This window comes from Streptococcus sp. HMSC077F03 (assembly GCF_001812375.1).
Lineage (GTDB): Bacteria > Bacillota > Bacilli > Lactobacillales > Streptococcaceae > Streptococcus > Streptococcus oralis_S.
Genome location: NZ_KV808793.1, coordinates 182933 through 196821 on the forward strand (window position 1 = coordinate 182933; position 13889 = coordinate 196821).

Annotated in this window: 14 protein-coding genes; 13 read left to right on the forward strand and 1 reads right to left on the reverse strand. The window is 40.8% G+C overall.

What is annotated here, in order from left to right:
- Positions 1–116: 116 nt before the first annotated feature.
- From HMPREF2853_RS06125 to HMPREF2853_RS06175, 11 genes are all read left to right on the forward strand, one after another.
- Complete coding sequence (locus HMPREF2853_RS06125) at positions 117–1859, forward strand: glycoside hydrolase family 13 protein (protein WP_070535280.1); 1743 nt, start codon at positions 117–119, stop codon at positions 1857–1859.
- 119 nt (positions 1860–1978) lie between these two features.
- Entirely contained in the window at positions 1979–2290 is a 312-nt protein-coding gene (locus tag HMPREF2853_RS06130; RefSeq protein WP_000420549.1) for a hypothetical protein, read from the forward strand.
- 3 nt (positions 2291–2293) lie between these two features.
- The gene (locus tag HMPREF2853_RS06135) at positions 2294–3007 is read left to right on the forward strand and encodes an alpha/beta hydrolase (protein WP_070535282.1); all 714 of its coding nucleotides are present in this window, start codon (positions 2294–2296) and stop codon (positions 3005–3007) included.
- 190 nt (positions 3008–3197) lie between these two features.
- Positions 3198–3752: a hypothetical protein gene (locus HMPREF2853_RS06140; protein WP_000411074.1), complete on the forward strand. Its 555-nt coding sequence runs from the start codon at positions 3198–3200 to the stop codon at positions 3750–3752.
- A 631-nt stretch (positions 3753–4383) separates the two neighbouring features.
- Entirely contained in the window at positions 4384–5844 is a 1461-nt protein-coding gene (locus tag HMPREF2853_RS06145) for an aminotransferase class I/II-fold pyridoxal phosphate-dependent enzyme (protein WP_049549884.1), read from the forward strand.
- Entirely contained in the window at positions 5845–6705 is an 861-nt protein-coding gene (gene speE / locus HMPREF2853_RS06150; RefSeq protein ID WP_000366713.1) for a polyamine aminopropyltransferase, read from the forward strand.
- The gene (locus HMPREF2853_RS06155) at positions 6702–7961 is read left to right on the forward strand and encodes a saccharopine dehydrogenase family protein (RefSeq protein WP_000088759.1); all 1260 of its coding nucleotides are present in this window, start codon (positions 6702–6704) and stop codon (positions 7959–7961) included. Before speE ends, HMPREF2853_RS06155 begins: the two co-directional genes overlap by 4 nt.
- Entirely contained in the window at positions 7961–9088 is a 1128-nt protein-coding gene (gene nspC, locus HMPREF2853_RS06160) for a carboxynorspermidine decarboxylase (protein WP_033606436.1), read from the forward strand. The genes HMPREF2853_RS06155 and nspC overlap by 1 nt, the downstream gene beginning before the upstream one ends.
- Complete coding sequence (gene aguA, locus HMPREF2853_RS06165) at positions 9085–10170, forward strand: agmatine deiminase (RefSeq protein WP_000573466.1); 1086 nt, start codon at positions 9085–9087, stop codon at positions 10168–10170. The genes nspC and aguA overlap by 4 nt, the downstream gene beginning before the upstream one ends.
- A 9-nt stretch (positions 10171–10179) precedes the next feature.
- A complete protein-coding gene (aguB, locus tag HMPREF2853_RS06170; protein ID WP_001246741.1) occupies positions 10180–11055 on the forward strand; it encodes an N-carbamoylputrescine amidase in 876 nt (291 codons plus the stop codon).
- 144 nt (positions 11056–11199) lie between these two features.
- Complete coding sequence (locus HMPREF2853_RS06175; RefSeq protein WP_000759213.1) at positions 11200–11937, forward strand: TraX family protein; 738 nt, start codon at positions 11200–11202, stop codon at positions 11935–11937.
- Between the two features lie 45 nt (positions 11938–11982).
- Here the strand turns inward: HMPREF2853_RS06175 and HMPREF2853_RS06180 are convergent, their stop codons facing one another.
- Entirely contained in the window at positions 11983–12792 is an 810-nt protein-coding gene (locus HMPREF2853_RS06180) for a Cof-type HAD-IIB family hydrolase (RefSeq protein ID WP_070535284.1), read from the reverse strand.
- Positions 12793–12938: 146 nt separating this feature from the next.
- On the opposite strand from HMPREF2853_RS06180, the gene HMPREF2853_RS06185 reads away from it, so the two are divergent.
- Both HMPREF2853_RS06185 and HMPREF2853_RS06190 read left to right on the forward strand, forming a co-directional pair.
- Positions 12939–13400, forward strand: a complete 462-nt coding sequence (locus tag HMPREF2853_RS06185; protein ID WP_000049664.1) for a MarR family winged helix-turn-helix transcriptional regulator — start codon at positions 12939–12941, stop codon at positions 13398–13400.
- Entirely contained in the window at positions 13393–13812 is a 420-nt protein-coding gene (locus tag HMPREF2853_RS06190; RefSeq protein ID WP_001138495.1) for an EVE domain-containing protein, read from the forward strand. The genes HMPREF2853_RS06185 and HMPREF2853_RS06190 overlap by 8 nt, the downstream gene beginning before the upstream one ends.
- Positions 13813–13889: the final 77 nt, after the last annotated feature.

Sequence of the window (13889 nt, forward strand, 5' to 3'; positions counted from 1 at the left end):
CCACTCGAAACTGCGGACAAGCCTTGCAAATAAAATACGAAAGTAGTATACTAGAATCACAATTATGAAAACGTTTGCGCAGCAAGATGAATAAAAGTAAACTAGGAGACAGAACAATGGAATTAACAGCCATTTACCACAGACCAGAGTCGGAGTATGCTTATCTTTATAAAGACAAGACAATGCACATTCGCATCCGGACCAAGAAAGATGATATTGAAAGCATCAACTTACATTATGGTGATCCTTTTATCTTTTTAGAGGACCATTATGAAGCAAGCAAGGAGATGGTCAAAGTGACTTCCGATGCCTTGTTTGATTACTGGCAAGTGGAAGTTACGGTTGGCTATGCGCGACTCCAGTATCTCTTTGAACTCAAGGATAAGCAAGGTAAGAGTATTTTGTATGGCGATAAGGGATGTGTTGAAAACACGCTAGAAAACCTTCATTATGAAGGAAATGGCTTTAAAATTCCGTACATCCATGAGATTGATGCTTGCCACGTTCCTGACTGGGTAGCAGAGACGGTATGGTACCAGATTTTCCCAGAACGCTTTGCTAATGGGAATCCTGAGATTTCACCTGAAGGTGCGCTAGCTTGGGATTCCTTTATCAAGCCAAAGACGAGCGATTTCTTTGGTGGTGATTTACAGGGCATTATTGACCATCTGGATTACTTGCAAGACTTAGGGATTACAGGTCTTTATCTCTGTCCGATTTTTGAATCCCCAAGCAATCACAAGTATAATACAACGGATTATTTTAAAATTGACCATCATTTTGGAGACAAGGGAACTTTCCGTAAACTGGTGGAGGGAGCCCATCAGAGAGGCATGAAAATCATGCTGGACGCTGTTTTCAATCATATCGGGGATCAGTCTCCACAATGGCAGGATGTTCTCAAGCATGGTGAAAAGTCGGAATATAAAGACTGGTTCCATGTTCAAGAATTTCCCGTGACTAAGGATAAGCTGGGAAACCCAAGAAAACTCCCTTACCATACCTTTGCCTTTGCCAGCTATATGCCCAAGCTTAATACGGCCAATCCTCAAGTGAGGGACTATTTGCTAAGCGTTGCGACCTACTGGATTGAAGAGTTTGATATTGATGCTTGGCGCCTGGATGTGGCGAATGAAGTAGACCATCAATTTTGGCGAGATTTCCGTAAGGCTGTTTTGGCTAAAAAGCCTGACCTTTATATTCTTGGAGAGGTCTGGCACACTTCTCAGCCTTGGCTAAATGGCGATGAATTCCACGCAGTCATGAATTACCCTCTCTCTGACAGTATCAAGGATTATTTCTTGCGAGGGGTTAAGAAGTCACCTCAATTTATCAATGAAATCAATAGCCAATCTATGTACTATAGACAACAGATTTCGGAAGTGATGTTCAATCTCTTGGATTCGCATGATACGGAGCGTATTTTGACTACTGCCAAGGAAGATGTTCAACTCGTTAAGTCGGCTCTTGCTTGCCTCTTTTTACAAAGGGGGACACCGTGTTTCTACTATGGAACCGAGTTGGAGTTAGGTGGAGGACCAGATCCAGATTGTCGTCGTGTCATGCCTTGGGACCGTGTTTCCGACAGTAATGACATGCTTCAATTCATGAAAAAATTGATTCAGCTTCGTAAGGAGGTTTCAGGCATTATCCAACATGGCACCTATAGCATAAAAGAAATCAAGCCGGACGTGCTATCTCTGGCATGGGATTATGATGGACAAAAAATCCAAGCTATTTTTAACCAATCAACTGAAAACTATCTTATAGATAGTGAGTCTGTAGCGCTAGCCAGTCATTGCCAAGTATTGGAACAGCAACTGGCGATTTTGCCTAAAGGTTTTGTGATTTTTTACTAGGGAGAAATTAAAAGTGAAAAGAAAATTCTAGTATAGAAAGCATTTTACAAACAGACTATTTGGTGTCTTGCTACAACTGATATATAATTTAACTTAGAGAGAATAGGAGGATTAATCAGATGGAATTAAAAGATTTTACAGAAAAAGAACAGGAAATGATTAAGAAAGGGCTGACTACGTCTAAGATTGGTGACAAGGAAACTGCTGAGAAAATTCTTGCGCTTGTCCCACAAGACTTGATTAAGCGCATCCCTTTTTTTGTCAGAAAACATGCTACAACACGTACTATTAAACGCATTTCAATTGAACACCCTGAACTCTACGCTGCAGCCCAAACAAGTGGTGAAATCCCAGAAAAAGAACGTGAAGAATTGCGTCAGATTATCACGACTATCTTTGAACAAAAGATGAATAAGCATAGTATTAATTAGAGAATGAAAATATATTTTATTGGCGGTTTGGGAAGTAATGTCTGTCATAGCAAGGATTTTCTTCAAGAGCTAGACTCGATTGCTTGTTTTATAAATCCATATGAAAAGTATTTTAGAGATGAAATAGAGTTGAAATCATGGTTTAAAAAGGAGATAGTTGGGGAAGAATCTATCTGTCTGATAGGCCATTCTCTCGGAGGAGATTTGGCTCGTTATTTCGCATCGGAATTTCAAGAAGTGAAAAAACTGATTCTTTTGGATGGTGGCTATTTAGATTTAGACAAGATTTTACCTTTAGATACAGAGTTAGAGGAAACCAAAAACTATATCAAGTCTCAAAACCTTTCTGACATAGATATTCTTATTTCTAAAGAAAAATCTGAAGCAAAGCATTGGTCAAAAAATATGGAAGAAGCTGTAATACATTCCTATCATTGGAATGTGCAGTATAATAGATATGAGTTAGCTATAAATTATGAAAATATAGAAACGTTACTACAGCTACGGAGAAAAATACAAGCGTTTAAGAGAAAAGTGGGAAATACCTTGTTTATTAGTCCTCGATATCCTAATGAAGTAGCATGGAGAGAAGAGGCTCTAAAAGAATTGCCAGACTATTTTGATACTATTTTTCTAGATAACTTTGGTCATGAGCTTTATACTCAAGCACCTAAAGAAATTGCTTCTTTTATTAATGAGTGGCTCTCTTATTCTTAGCGAACGATTGATTGAAGTATGATAATTAATATAAGATTACAGTCTACTCAGATTCAATAAAAATCGTACACCTGATGACTTGTCTGGTGAAGGAAATATTCCACAGTATAGTTGGGCGGAATAGATAGAAATTGGTTATAGAATTTGTAAGCATAATAGATTTTAAGCTTTAAGATGGAGGATTAAAGAGATGGAAAAAATTGAATGGGAAAATGCAAAGACGCGTTTAGATGCCTTGCTTGTCATTGTTGAGTATCGAACAGATCCAAACAAGCCCTGGCTTCGATTGATCAGTAAGACTGAGGAGTGCTATGGGGTCCGTTACCTTATCGACAACGGTTCTGGCGATTCTCTAGATGTGATCTTTACTGATAAAATGATTTTTATAAAGGGCTTTGATCATGAAAGCAGTTTGAGTCAATTTGCTGCGGATGAGTGGAATCAAGATATCATAGACGGATTTTATAAAGGACTGGATGAAAAGTATCAAAACCTTTACTCAGAAGAGCAAAAAGATGAAACAACCTTCTTTATCTGGTATGACGGACAAGAGCATCAAAATACCTACCAAGATCAGGACGGTGGCGAATGGTTATTATCCTATTTCTTTGACAGTTTTGAGAAATTTCATGAGTTTGTAGAGTACTATTATTCAATTACCGTAGATGAGGACTTACTTAGAAAACTTTACAAACAAGGACAGCTTTCAAAAGTAGAATTGGAGCAGTTGATTCACACTTCCTAGCTGGAAATATGTATAAAATCTGATGAAAAGAATTGATTTTCAATATCAAGTCATACTTTAAGATTATTAAAATATCTAATGATTGTAGTTTCTTTTTTCTTACTTCTTTGACGTTTTAAAGCGATTTCTTTTTGTCATTGAATAATATTTCACGAACAAAAAAAGAAATTCTTTAAAAAAGTTTCACAAAATCCTTTACAAGCTCTTATAAACATGATATAGTTATAAGGCTTAGAAAATGAGAAGATGTTTTCTAGCAAATATAAACCCGAGTAAAAAATGCCTACGGACAGGCAGGGTTGAATGCCGAAGCGTGGTTGAAAAGCCACATTATTGATAGGGTTAAAAGCCTACTTTTATAAGTTGATGTTAGGACGCTTGTCCTAATTCATAAATTTTAGTGTGGTGAAAGCACACGTCATCTTGTGAAACGATCAATAAAGTACGTAATATTTGCTACTAGAGAGTTAGGAAACATCGGGAACAGACATACTCAACAGAAACCAAAATAAACACGTCAGAAGATTGCAGAGCAGGTGAAAACCTGCTCTTTTTTCATAAGTCAACCTTAGTCAACCTTTAGTCACCTTTATCTTCTTGAGGTGCTAAAAATATGGTAAAGGAGTATGTCTTGAAGAAGTTAGATCAAAACCAAGCCCCAATTTACGAGGCCTTGGTCAAGCTACGCAAGAAAAGGATTGTTCCCTTTGATGTGCCAGGTCACAAGCGTGGACGAGGAAATCCAGAACTTGTCGAACTGTTAGGGGAAAAATGTGTTGGTATTGATGTCAATTCGATGAAACCCTTGGATAATCTAGGCCATCCCATTTCGATTATTCGGGATGCAGAGGAGTTGGCAGCAGATGCTTTTGGAGCAGCCCACGCCTTTCTCATGATTGGGGGAACAACCTCATCAGTTCAGACCATGATTCTTTCGACCTGTAAGGCAGGAGATAAGATTATTCTGCCACGAAATGTCCACAAATCTGCTATCAATGCGCTGGTTCTATGTGGTGCCATTCCCATCTATATCGAGATGAGTGTAGATCCTAAAATTGGCATTGCTTTAGGTCTTGAAAATGAACGGGTGGCCCAGGCCATTAAGGAACATCCAGATGCTAAAGCTATCCTAATCAACAATCCTACTTACTATGGAATTTGTTCGGACCTCAAGGGTTTAACGGAAATGGCCCATGAAGCGGGCATGCTGGTTTTAGTGGATGAAGCCCATGGAGCGCATTTGCATTTTACAGACAAATTGCCATTGTCAGCTATGGATGCTGGAGCTGATATTGCGGCGGTCTCTATGCATAAGTCTGGTGGGAGTTTGACTCAGAGCTCCATTTTACTTCTTGGGGAGCAGATGAATCCTGAGTACGTTCGTCAGATCATCAACCTGACCCAATCAACATCTGCCTCTTACCTACTTATGTCTAGTTTGGATATTTCTCGACGAAACTTAGCTCTTCGTGGTAAAGAGTCTTTTGAAAAAGTCATTGAGCTCTCCGAGTACGCTCGTCGTGAAATCAATGCTATCGGTGGTTACTATGCCTACTCAAAAGAATTGATAGACGGTGTGTCAGTCTGTGATTTTGACGTGACCAAGCTGTCAGTGTACACTCAGGGGATTGGGTTAACAGGTATCGAGGTTTATGACCTCCTACGAGACGAATACGATATTCAGATCGAGTTTGGGGATATTGGCAATATATTGGCCTATATTTCAATTGGTGACCGCATCCAAGACATTGAGCGTCTGGTTGGTGCTTTAGCTGATATTAAGAGACTTTACTCACGAGATGGAAAGGACTTGATAGCTGGAGAATATATTCAACCCGAGTTGGTCCTGTCTCCTCAGGAAGCCTTTTATTCAGAGAGAAGAAGTTTAACATTGGATGAATCCGTTGGACAGGTCTGTGGGGAATTTGTCATGTGTTATCCTCCAGGAATTCCAATCCTAGCTCCAGGTGAACGCATTACACTAGAAATTGTAGACTATATCCAATTTGCCAAGGAACGTGGTTGCTCCCTCCAAGGGACGGAAGATCCAGAGGTCAATCATATCAACGTCATTAAGAGAAAGGAGAACTAGATGGATTTATGGTTTTCTGAAGTTCATACTCCAGATGTGAAATTGTCCCTGAGAACAGCCAAGCAACTCTACGCTGGTAAGAGTGAATGGCAGGATATCGAAGTATTAGATACGCCAGCTTTTGGGAAAATACTGATTTTAAATGGGCACGTCTTGTTTTCAGATGCGGATGATTTTGTCTACAATGAAATGACCGTCCACGTACCCATGGCTGTCCATCCTAATCCTAAGAAAGTATTGGTTATTGGGGGTGGCGACGGCGGTGTTGCCCAAGTTTTGACACTGTATCCAGAATTGGAACAAATCGATATCGTTGAACCAGATGAAATGCTGGTTGAGGTTTGTCGTGAATATTTCCCAGATTTTGCTGCTGGATTAGATGACCCTCGTGTTACCATTTACTATCAAAATGGACTGAGATTTTTACGAAACTGTGAGGATGATTACGATATCATTATCAACGATGCGACAGATCCATTTGGACATACGGAAGGGCTCTTTACTAAGGAATTTTACGGAAACAGTTACAGAGCCTTGAAAGAGGACGGAATCATGATCTATCAGCATGGGAGTCCCTTCTTTGACGAGGATGAGTCAGCTTGCCGAAGCATGCACCGCAAGGTCAATCAAGCCTTTCCAATCAGTCGGGTCTATCAGGCGCATATCCCAACCAGTCCAGCTGGCTATTGGTTGTTTGGATTTGCATCGAAAAAATACCATCCTGTCAAAGATTTTGACAAGGAAGGCTGGAAAAAACGCCAGCTTTTCACAGAATACTACACTGCAAACTTACACGTGGGAGCCTTTATGTTGCCCAAGTATGTTGAGGACATTTTAGAAGAAGAGGAAGGGAAAAAATGAGTCGTTTATTAGTTATTGGATGTGGGGGCGTTGCCCAAGTTGCTATTTCAAAGATTTGCCAAGATAGCGAAACCTTTACAGAGATTATGATTGCTAGCCGTACCAAGTCAAAATGTGATGACTTGAAGGCTAAACTGGAAGGTAAAACAAGTACAAAGATTGAGACAGCTGCCCTTGACGCTGACAAGGTTGAAGAAGTGATTGCCTTAATTGATAGCTACAAACCAGAAGCTGTTTTGAACGTAGCTTTACCATATCAAGATTTAACAATTATGGATGCTTGCTTGGCAACAGGTATCCACTATATCGATACCGCCAACTATGAGGCTGAGGACACAGAAGACCCAGAATGGCGTGCCATTTATGAGAAACGTTGTGAGGAACTAGGTTTTACAGCCTATTTTGACTACTCATGGCAGTGGGCTTATCAGGAGAAATTCAAAGAAGCAGGCTTGACAGCTCTTCTTGGATCTGGATTTGACCCAGGTGTGACCAGCGTCTTTTCTGCCTACGCCCTTAAACACTATTTTGATGAAATCCACTATATCGACATTTTAGACTGTAATGGTGGTGACCACGGTTATCCATTTGCAACAAACTTTAACCCAGAAATCAACCTCCGCGAGGTTTCTGCGCCAGGTTCTTACTGGGAAGATGGAAAATGGGTCGAAGTCGAAGCCATGTCAATCAAGCGTGAGTACGATTTCCCTCAGGTTGGACAAAAAGACATGTATCTCCTTCACCATGAAGAAATCGAATCATTGGCCAAAAACATTCCAGGTGTTAAACGGATTCGTTTCTTTATGACTTTTGGCCAATCTTATCTAACGCACATGAAATGCTTGGAAAACGTTGGTCTCCTTCGTACGGATGCTATTAACTTTAATGGACAGGACATTGTACCGATTCAATTCTTAAAAGCCTTGCTTCCTGATCCAGCCAGCCTTGGCCCACGTACAGTTGGAAAAACCAATATCGGCTGTATCTTTACAGGTGTCAAAGACGGTGTTGAAAAGACTATCTATATCTACAATGTTTGCGACCATCAGGAATGTTACGCAGAAGTTGGTTCACAAGCAATTTCTTACACAACAGGCGTTCCAGCCATGATTGGGACCAAATTAGTGATGAACGGAACTTGGAAACAACCTGGAGTTTACAACCTTGAAGAGTTGGATCCAGATCCATTCATGGAAGCTTTGAATGAGTACGGATTGCCTTGGGTTGTGGTAGAAAATCCGCAAATGGTGGACTAATGAAGTTAGAACAAGTACCCACACCAGCTTACGTCATTGATTTGGCCAAGTTAGAAGCAAACTGTCGCATTCTACAATATGTTCAGGAAGAAGCGGGCTGCAAGGTTTTACTGGCCCAGAAGGCTTATTCTCTCTACAAAACCTATCCCTTGATTAGCCAGTACCTATCTGGTACGACGGCTAGTGGTCTCTATGAGGCTAAGCTAGCTAGAGAAGAGTTTCCGGGGGAAGTCCATGTATTTGCACCTGCTTTCAAGGATGCAGACTTGGAGGAATTGCTGGAGATAACGGACCATATCGTCTTTAACTCAGAGAGACAGTTGCGTAAACATGGTCCTCGTTGCCGAGAGGCTGGTATCAGTGTCGGTTTGCGCCTCAACCCTCAATGTTCTACCCAAGGTGATCACGCGCTCTATGATCCTTGTGTACCTGGATCCCGTTTTGGAGTCACTATAGACAAGATTCCTAGTGATTTGCTGGACTTGGTGGATGGTCTTCATTTTCATACCCTTTGCGAGCAGGGGGCAGATGATTTAGAGACAACCTTGAAAGCAGTCGAAGCGCAGTTTGGTCCTTATTTACATGAGGTCAAATGGCTCAATATGGGTGGTGGACACCACATCACTAGAGAAGACTATGATGTGGATTTGCTAATTTCTGAAATCAAGCGTATCCAAGAAACTTACAATCTTGAAGTCTATATCGAGCCGGGAGAAGCTATTGCTCTCAATGCGGGTTATCTAGCAACTGAAGTATTGGACATTGTCGAAAACGGTATGGATATTTTGGTTTTAGATGCCTCCGCGACCTGCCATATGCCTGATGTACTTGAAATGCCCTATCGTCCACCTTTGAGAAATGGATTTGAACCGCAGGAAAAAGCCCATACCTATAGACTTTCTTCCAATACCTGTCTGACGGGTGATGTGATTGGCGATTATAGCTTTGAAAATCCAATCCAAATCGGTGATAGACTTTATTTTGAAGATATGGCTATTTACTCCTTTGTCAAAAATAATACCTTTAACGGTATTGGCTTGCCAAGTCTCTATCTTATGAACGAGCAGGAGGACTGCAGCTTAGTCAAAGCCTTCGACTATCAAGACTTTAAAGGGAGATTATCATGATAGAAACTCCAAAAAAATTAGGCTTTCGTATGCCAGCAGAATATGAACCCCATCATGGTACCCTCATGATCTGGCCGACTCGACCAGGTTCGTGGCCCTTTCAAGGAAAGGCTGCCAAAAGAGCATTTAGCCAAATTATAAAAAACATAGCCCAAGGGGAAAGAGTCTATCTCTTGGTGGATCAGGCTCATCTATCTGAAGCCCAATCCTATCTAGGAGACAAGGTCGTTTATTTAGATATTCCGACAAATGATGCCTGGGCGCGTGATACTGGTCCGACCATTCTTGTTAATGACAAAAGAGAAAAGTTGGCAGTTGATTGGTCATTCAATGCTTGGGGTGGGGCCGTGGATGGTCTTTATCAAGATTATGAAGAGGATGACCAAGTAGCTAGTCGTTTTGCTGAGATCTTGAAAATACCTGTTTACGATGCTAAACCTTTTGTACTGGAAGGTGGAGCGATCCATAGCGATGGTCAAGGAACCATTCTTGTGACTGAAAGTTGTCTTCTAAGTCCTGGACGCAATCCCCACCTGTCTAAAGAGGAAATCGAAAACACCTTATTGGAGAGCCTTGGCGCTGAAAAAGTTATCTGGCTTCCCTATGGTATTTATCAAGATGAGACAAACGAGCACGTTGATAATGTAGCAGCCTTCGTTGGTCCTGCAGAGCTTGTTCTAGCTTGGACAGACGATAAAAGCGATCCTCAGTATGCCATGTCTGCAGCCGACCTTGAGATTTTAGAAAAGGAAACGGATGCAAAAGGTCGCACTTTCACTATTCATAAGCTTCCTATTCCAGCTATTCGTCAGGTTGTCACTAAGGAGGATTTACCAGGTTATACCTATGAATATGGGGAAGAGGAGCGTTATGAGGGCGAGCGTCTTGCAGCTTCCTATGTCAATTTCTATATTGCCAACAAGGCTGTCTTAGTTCCACAGTTTGAGGATGTTAACGACCAAGTAGCCCTAGATATTCTCAGCAAGTGTTTCCCAGACCGAAAAGTTGTAGGAATACCAGCCAGAGATATTCTTTTAGGTGGTGGCAATATCCACTGTATCACCCAACAAATCCCAGAATAGGAGAAAAAGATGAGAAATGTAAGAGTTGCAGCCATTCAGATGCAATGCGCTAAGGATGTGGCAACGAATATCCAAACAGCGGAACGTTTAGTTCGCCAAGCTGCAAAACAAGGCGCACAAATCATTCTCTTGCCGGAGTTGTTTGAACGTCCTTATTTTTGTCAGGAACGTCAGTATGACTATTATCAGTATGCCCAGTCGGTGACAGAAAATATAGCCATTCAGCATTTTAAATCGATTGCTAAGGAACTAGAAGTTGTTTTACCAATCAGTTTCTATGAAAAAGATGGCAATGTCTTGTATAACTCTATCGCCGTTATTGATGCTGATGGAGAAGTGCTGGGCGTTTATCGGAAGACCCACATACCAGATGATCATTATTATCAAGAAAAGTTTTATTTCACTCCTGGCAACACTGGTTTCAAGATCTGGGATACTCGCTATGCCAAGATTGGTATTGGTATCTGTTGGGATCAATGGTTCCCTGAAACAGCGAGATGTCTTGCATTAAATGGAGCAGAGTTACTCTTTTATCCAACAGCAATCGGTTCAGAACCAATTTTGGATACAGACAGTTGTGGTCACTGGCAACGTACTATGCAAGGGCACGCAGCAGCTAATATTGTCCCAGTCATTGCAGTCAATCGTTACGGTTTGGAAGAAGTCACTCCTAGTGAGGAAAATGGTGGACAAAGTTCCAGTCTTGACTTCTACGGTTCCTCCTTTATGACAGATGAAACAGGAGCTATTCTAGAGCAAGCTGAAAGACAAGGTGAAGCTGTTCTGTTAGCCACTTATGACCTTGATAAGGGAGCAAGCGAACGCCTCAACTGGGGACTGTTTCGTGATAGAAGACCAGAAATGTACAAACGAATTACGGACTAGAAGGTATCTTTCATAATAAATTTTTGATATTCACGCCTGTCTTACAAAAATGTAAGATAGGCTTTTTAAATGTAAGATAGGTGTACGATTATACGTGGAAATGTATGCTATACTCTATGTAGATCAAAAAGAAAGAGGTTTATTATGAAAAAATGGAATGCGACGCAGTTGAAGTACCTGATGGCGGCAGTAATGGTTCTAGACCATATCCCGCATATTACCGGGATCGTTTCTCCTCTGTGGGAAGGTATTTTTCACGCTATGACCCGTTGTGTGGGAGTTTGGTTTGCCTATATGGCTATGGAAGGCTTCATCCATACTCGAAATTTGAAAAACTACCTCATCCGCCTCTGGTCTTGGGCGCTGATCATGTTTGCTGGAAATAGCCTCCTCAATGCCCTATTTGCATCCAAAGGAGTAATGGTCACTAATAATATTTTCTTTACTTTGGCCATCGGTGTTACCATGCTTTGGATTGGTTTTCCCAGAAAAGAGCTGGATAAAAAAGAGAAGTTGTGGCGTCGGATTGGGCTTGCTGGTCTCTTGATTTTCGGATGTCTTTTTACTGAGGGTGGTATCACCATGCTACCATTTCTCTTGATTAGTTACTCTTGTCGAAATCGCAAGGGATTGCGAAATCTCCTTTATGCTTTTCTCTGGGCCTTTCTGTTAGTGACTTCCATCCAAATTTACGACACTTGGCACCAAACACTGGAAATGATGCTTTTCAATTCTGACTGGCTCTTTATCACCGTATTTCCTTTTACGGCCTTGTATAATGGACAGCGAGGAAAAGAAACCAGTTGGAGTAAATATTTCTTTTATATTTTCTACCCAGCTCATCTATGGATTATAACCTTGATTGCTTATTTGGTTAAGTAACAAAAAAGCAAATAACAGTAATTTCTGTCTATTTGCTTTTCTTTTTTATAAAATATACTTCTCAATCGCACGCGCAACGCCGTCTTCTTCATTGCTGGTTGTAACGTCATTGGCTAAGGATTTGACATGGTCGCTGGCATTTCCCATAGCAATGCTAAGCCCTGCAAACTGAAGCATTTCGATATCGTTATTGGCATCGCCCATGGCCATAATCTCTGAGGGCTCGATCTTCAAAATCGCTGCTAGTCGAGAAAGAGCAGTAGCCTTTGTTGTTCCAAGTGGCATGGCTTCATAAATGACTGGCTGCGAACGAACACCGCTAAATCGTTGACAGAGTTCCTCAGCAAACCGTTGCTCAAAATCGTCTGTTTGCTCTTTTGTTCCTAAAAACATTCCTTGGAACATCCGATATTTACCACTGGTGGCTTCCTCAAGGGAAATTTCAGTCAGGTCTGAAAAGACTAGCTTGGCATCATTTTGAACGATTTGATTAGGCTTGCCACCGAGGACAAAATAATGCTCCTCATCAAAAAGAGTCAACTGGACGTCGCTTTTTTCTGCTAAGTCATAGAGGTATTCGATGTCAGCTGGACTGAGTTCTTGCCAGTCAACTAGACTCCAGTCACTGGTCTGGTGGGTTGAACAACCATTATTGACAATGACATACTCGTTCTGGAGGTCCAGTCCCAATTTTTTATAGTAAGGAAGGACACCGAAAAGCGGGCGACCTGTACAGAGAACCAGTTTGACACCTTTTTCAATGGCTTGGTGAATGGCAGTAATGTGGGCTTGTGGGATTTCCTTGGCTTCGTTAAGGAGGGTTCCGTCCATATCCAAGGCTAGTAGTTTAATCATAAGACTTCCTTTTCTAGGTGTTTTGCTATTATTATAGCATATAGACTATAAAATGTCCGACAGAATTGTAACATTCGACTTTCCTTTTCTTGAAAAACAAAATAAATTCTTATATAATATGTATACTTAATATTTTAGGAGAAAAAATGTCAAAGTATCACTTTAATTCAATTTACAAAAATGATGAAACAGAGTCTACAGGTCTTCTGTTCATTAAAGTCTACAACAAGTGGGAAAGCAACTTAAAAAGAGTTTTGAAATCAGTTGGTCTTACTCTGCCTCAATTTATCGTTTTGACTTCGCTTTTGTTTCTGTCTAATAGAGAGGAATATATAACGCAAGTTGATATTGCTCGGTTCACTGGTATGGATGTCATGACGGTTTCCCAGATTGTTAGATTACTGGAGAAGAAAGACTACATTAAGCGTGATCAACACCCAAAGGATAGTCGGGCAAAACTTGTCTCAGTGACGAAGTCTGGCGCAGAGAAGGTCAATCAAGCTTTACCTTTAGTAGAAGGGGTTGATGAAGAATTTTTTGATAAACTTTCTGAAGATAGAGAAAGTTTTAATCGCATGTTAGTAGAGTTGGAGGATAAAAATGCCTAGATATTGGGTCGGAGTTGTTTCGAAGAACCATGTTTTAAGAGGAGTTGAAGGAAATTTTTGCCAGGTCTGTCATGGAAAGGGTGGCCCCTTAAATCGTATGAAAAAAGGTGACTATCTTTTATACTATAGTCCAAAATACGATATGAACGGTCAAGATAAGTTACAGGCTTTTGTGGCCGTAGGTAAAATTATAGACGACAAGGCCTATCAAGTAGAGCAGTTCGAAGGATTCTTTCCCTTTAGACGTAATGTCGAGTATTATCAACCAGTCAAAGATTGCTCCATAGAAATAGCTAGACAACATCCTGAATGGAGAGACTATACTTCTCGACTTCGTTATGGACATTTTGAAGTTTCCAAAGACTTTTTCCTCTATATCTTTCAGCATATGAAAATGGATGATGAAGTATGATTGATTTGCTAGTTAAATGATTGTCAACTAGAATTTTGGATTTGGACTGTGAAGCGAACTTTGCTATAATAGAGTAA

What these genes read in the sequence shown, in the direction of transcription:
- HMPREF2853_RS06125 (WP_070535280.1), top strand. Translation starts at nt 117, where the DNA reads ATGGAATTAACAGCCATTTACCACAGACCAGAGTCGGAGTATGCTTAT.
- HMPREF2853_RS06130 (WP_000420549.1), top strand. Translation starts at nt 1,979, where the DNA reads ATGGAATTAAAAGATTTTACAGAAAAAGAACAGGAAATGATTAAGAAA.
- HMPREF2853_RS06135 (WP_070535282.1), top strand. Translation starts at nt 2,294, where the DNA reads ATGAAAATATATTTTATTGGCGGTTTGGGAAGTAATGTCTGTCATAGC.
- HMPREF2853_RS06140 (WP_000411074.1), top strand. Translation starts at nt 3,198, where the DNA reads ATGGAAAAAATTGAATGGGAAAATGCAAAGACGCGTTTAGATGCCTTG.
- speE (WP_000366713.1), top strand. Translation starts at nt 5,845, where the DNA reads ATGGATTTATGGTTTTCTGAAGTTCATACTCCAGATGTGAAATTGTCC.
- HMPREF2853_RS06155 (WP_000088759.1), top strand. Translation starts at nt 6,702, where the DNA reads ATGAGTCGTTTATTAGTTATTGGATGTGGGGGCGTTGCCCAAGTTGCT.
- nspC (WP_033606436.1), top strand. Translation starts at nt 7,961, where the DNA reads ATGAAGTTAGAACAAGTACCCACACCAGCTTACGTCATTGATTTGGCC.
- aguA (WP_000573466.1), top strand. Translation starts at nt 9,085, where the DNA reads ATGATAGAAACTCCAAAAAAATTAGGCTTTCGTATGCCAGCAGAATAT.
- aguB (WP_001246741.1), top strand. Translation starts at nt 10,180, where the DNA reads ATGAGAAATGTAAGAGTTGCAGCCATTCAGATGCAATGCGCTAAGGAT.
- HMPREF2853_RS06175 (WP_000759213.1), top strand. Translation starts at nt 11,200, where the DNA reads ATGAAAAAATGGAATGCGACGCAGTTGAAGTACCTGATGGCGGCAGTA.
- HMPREF2853_RS06180 (WP_070535284.1), bottom strand. Translation starts at nt 12,792, where the DNA reads ATGATTAAACTACTAGCCTTGGATATGGACGGAACCCTCCTTAACGAA.
- HMPREF2853_RS06185 (WP_000049664.1), top strand. Translation starts at nt 12,939, where the DNA reads ATGTCAAAGTATCACTTTAATTCAATTTACAAAAATGATGAAACAGAG.
- HMPREF2853_RS06190 (WP_001138495.1), top strand. Translation starts at nt 13,393, where the DNA reads ATGCCTAGATATTGGGTCGGAGTTGTTTCGAAGAACCATGTTTTAAGA.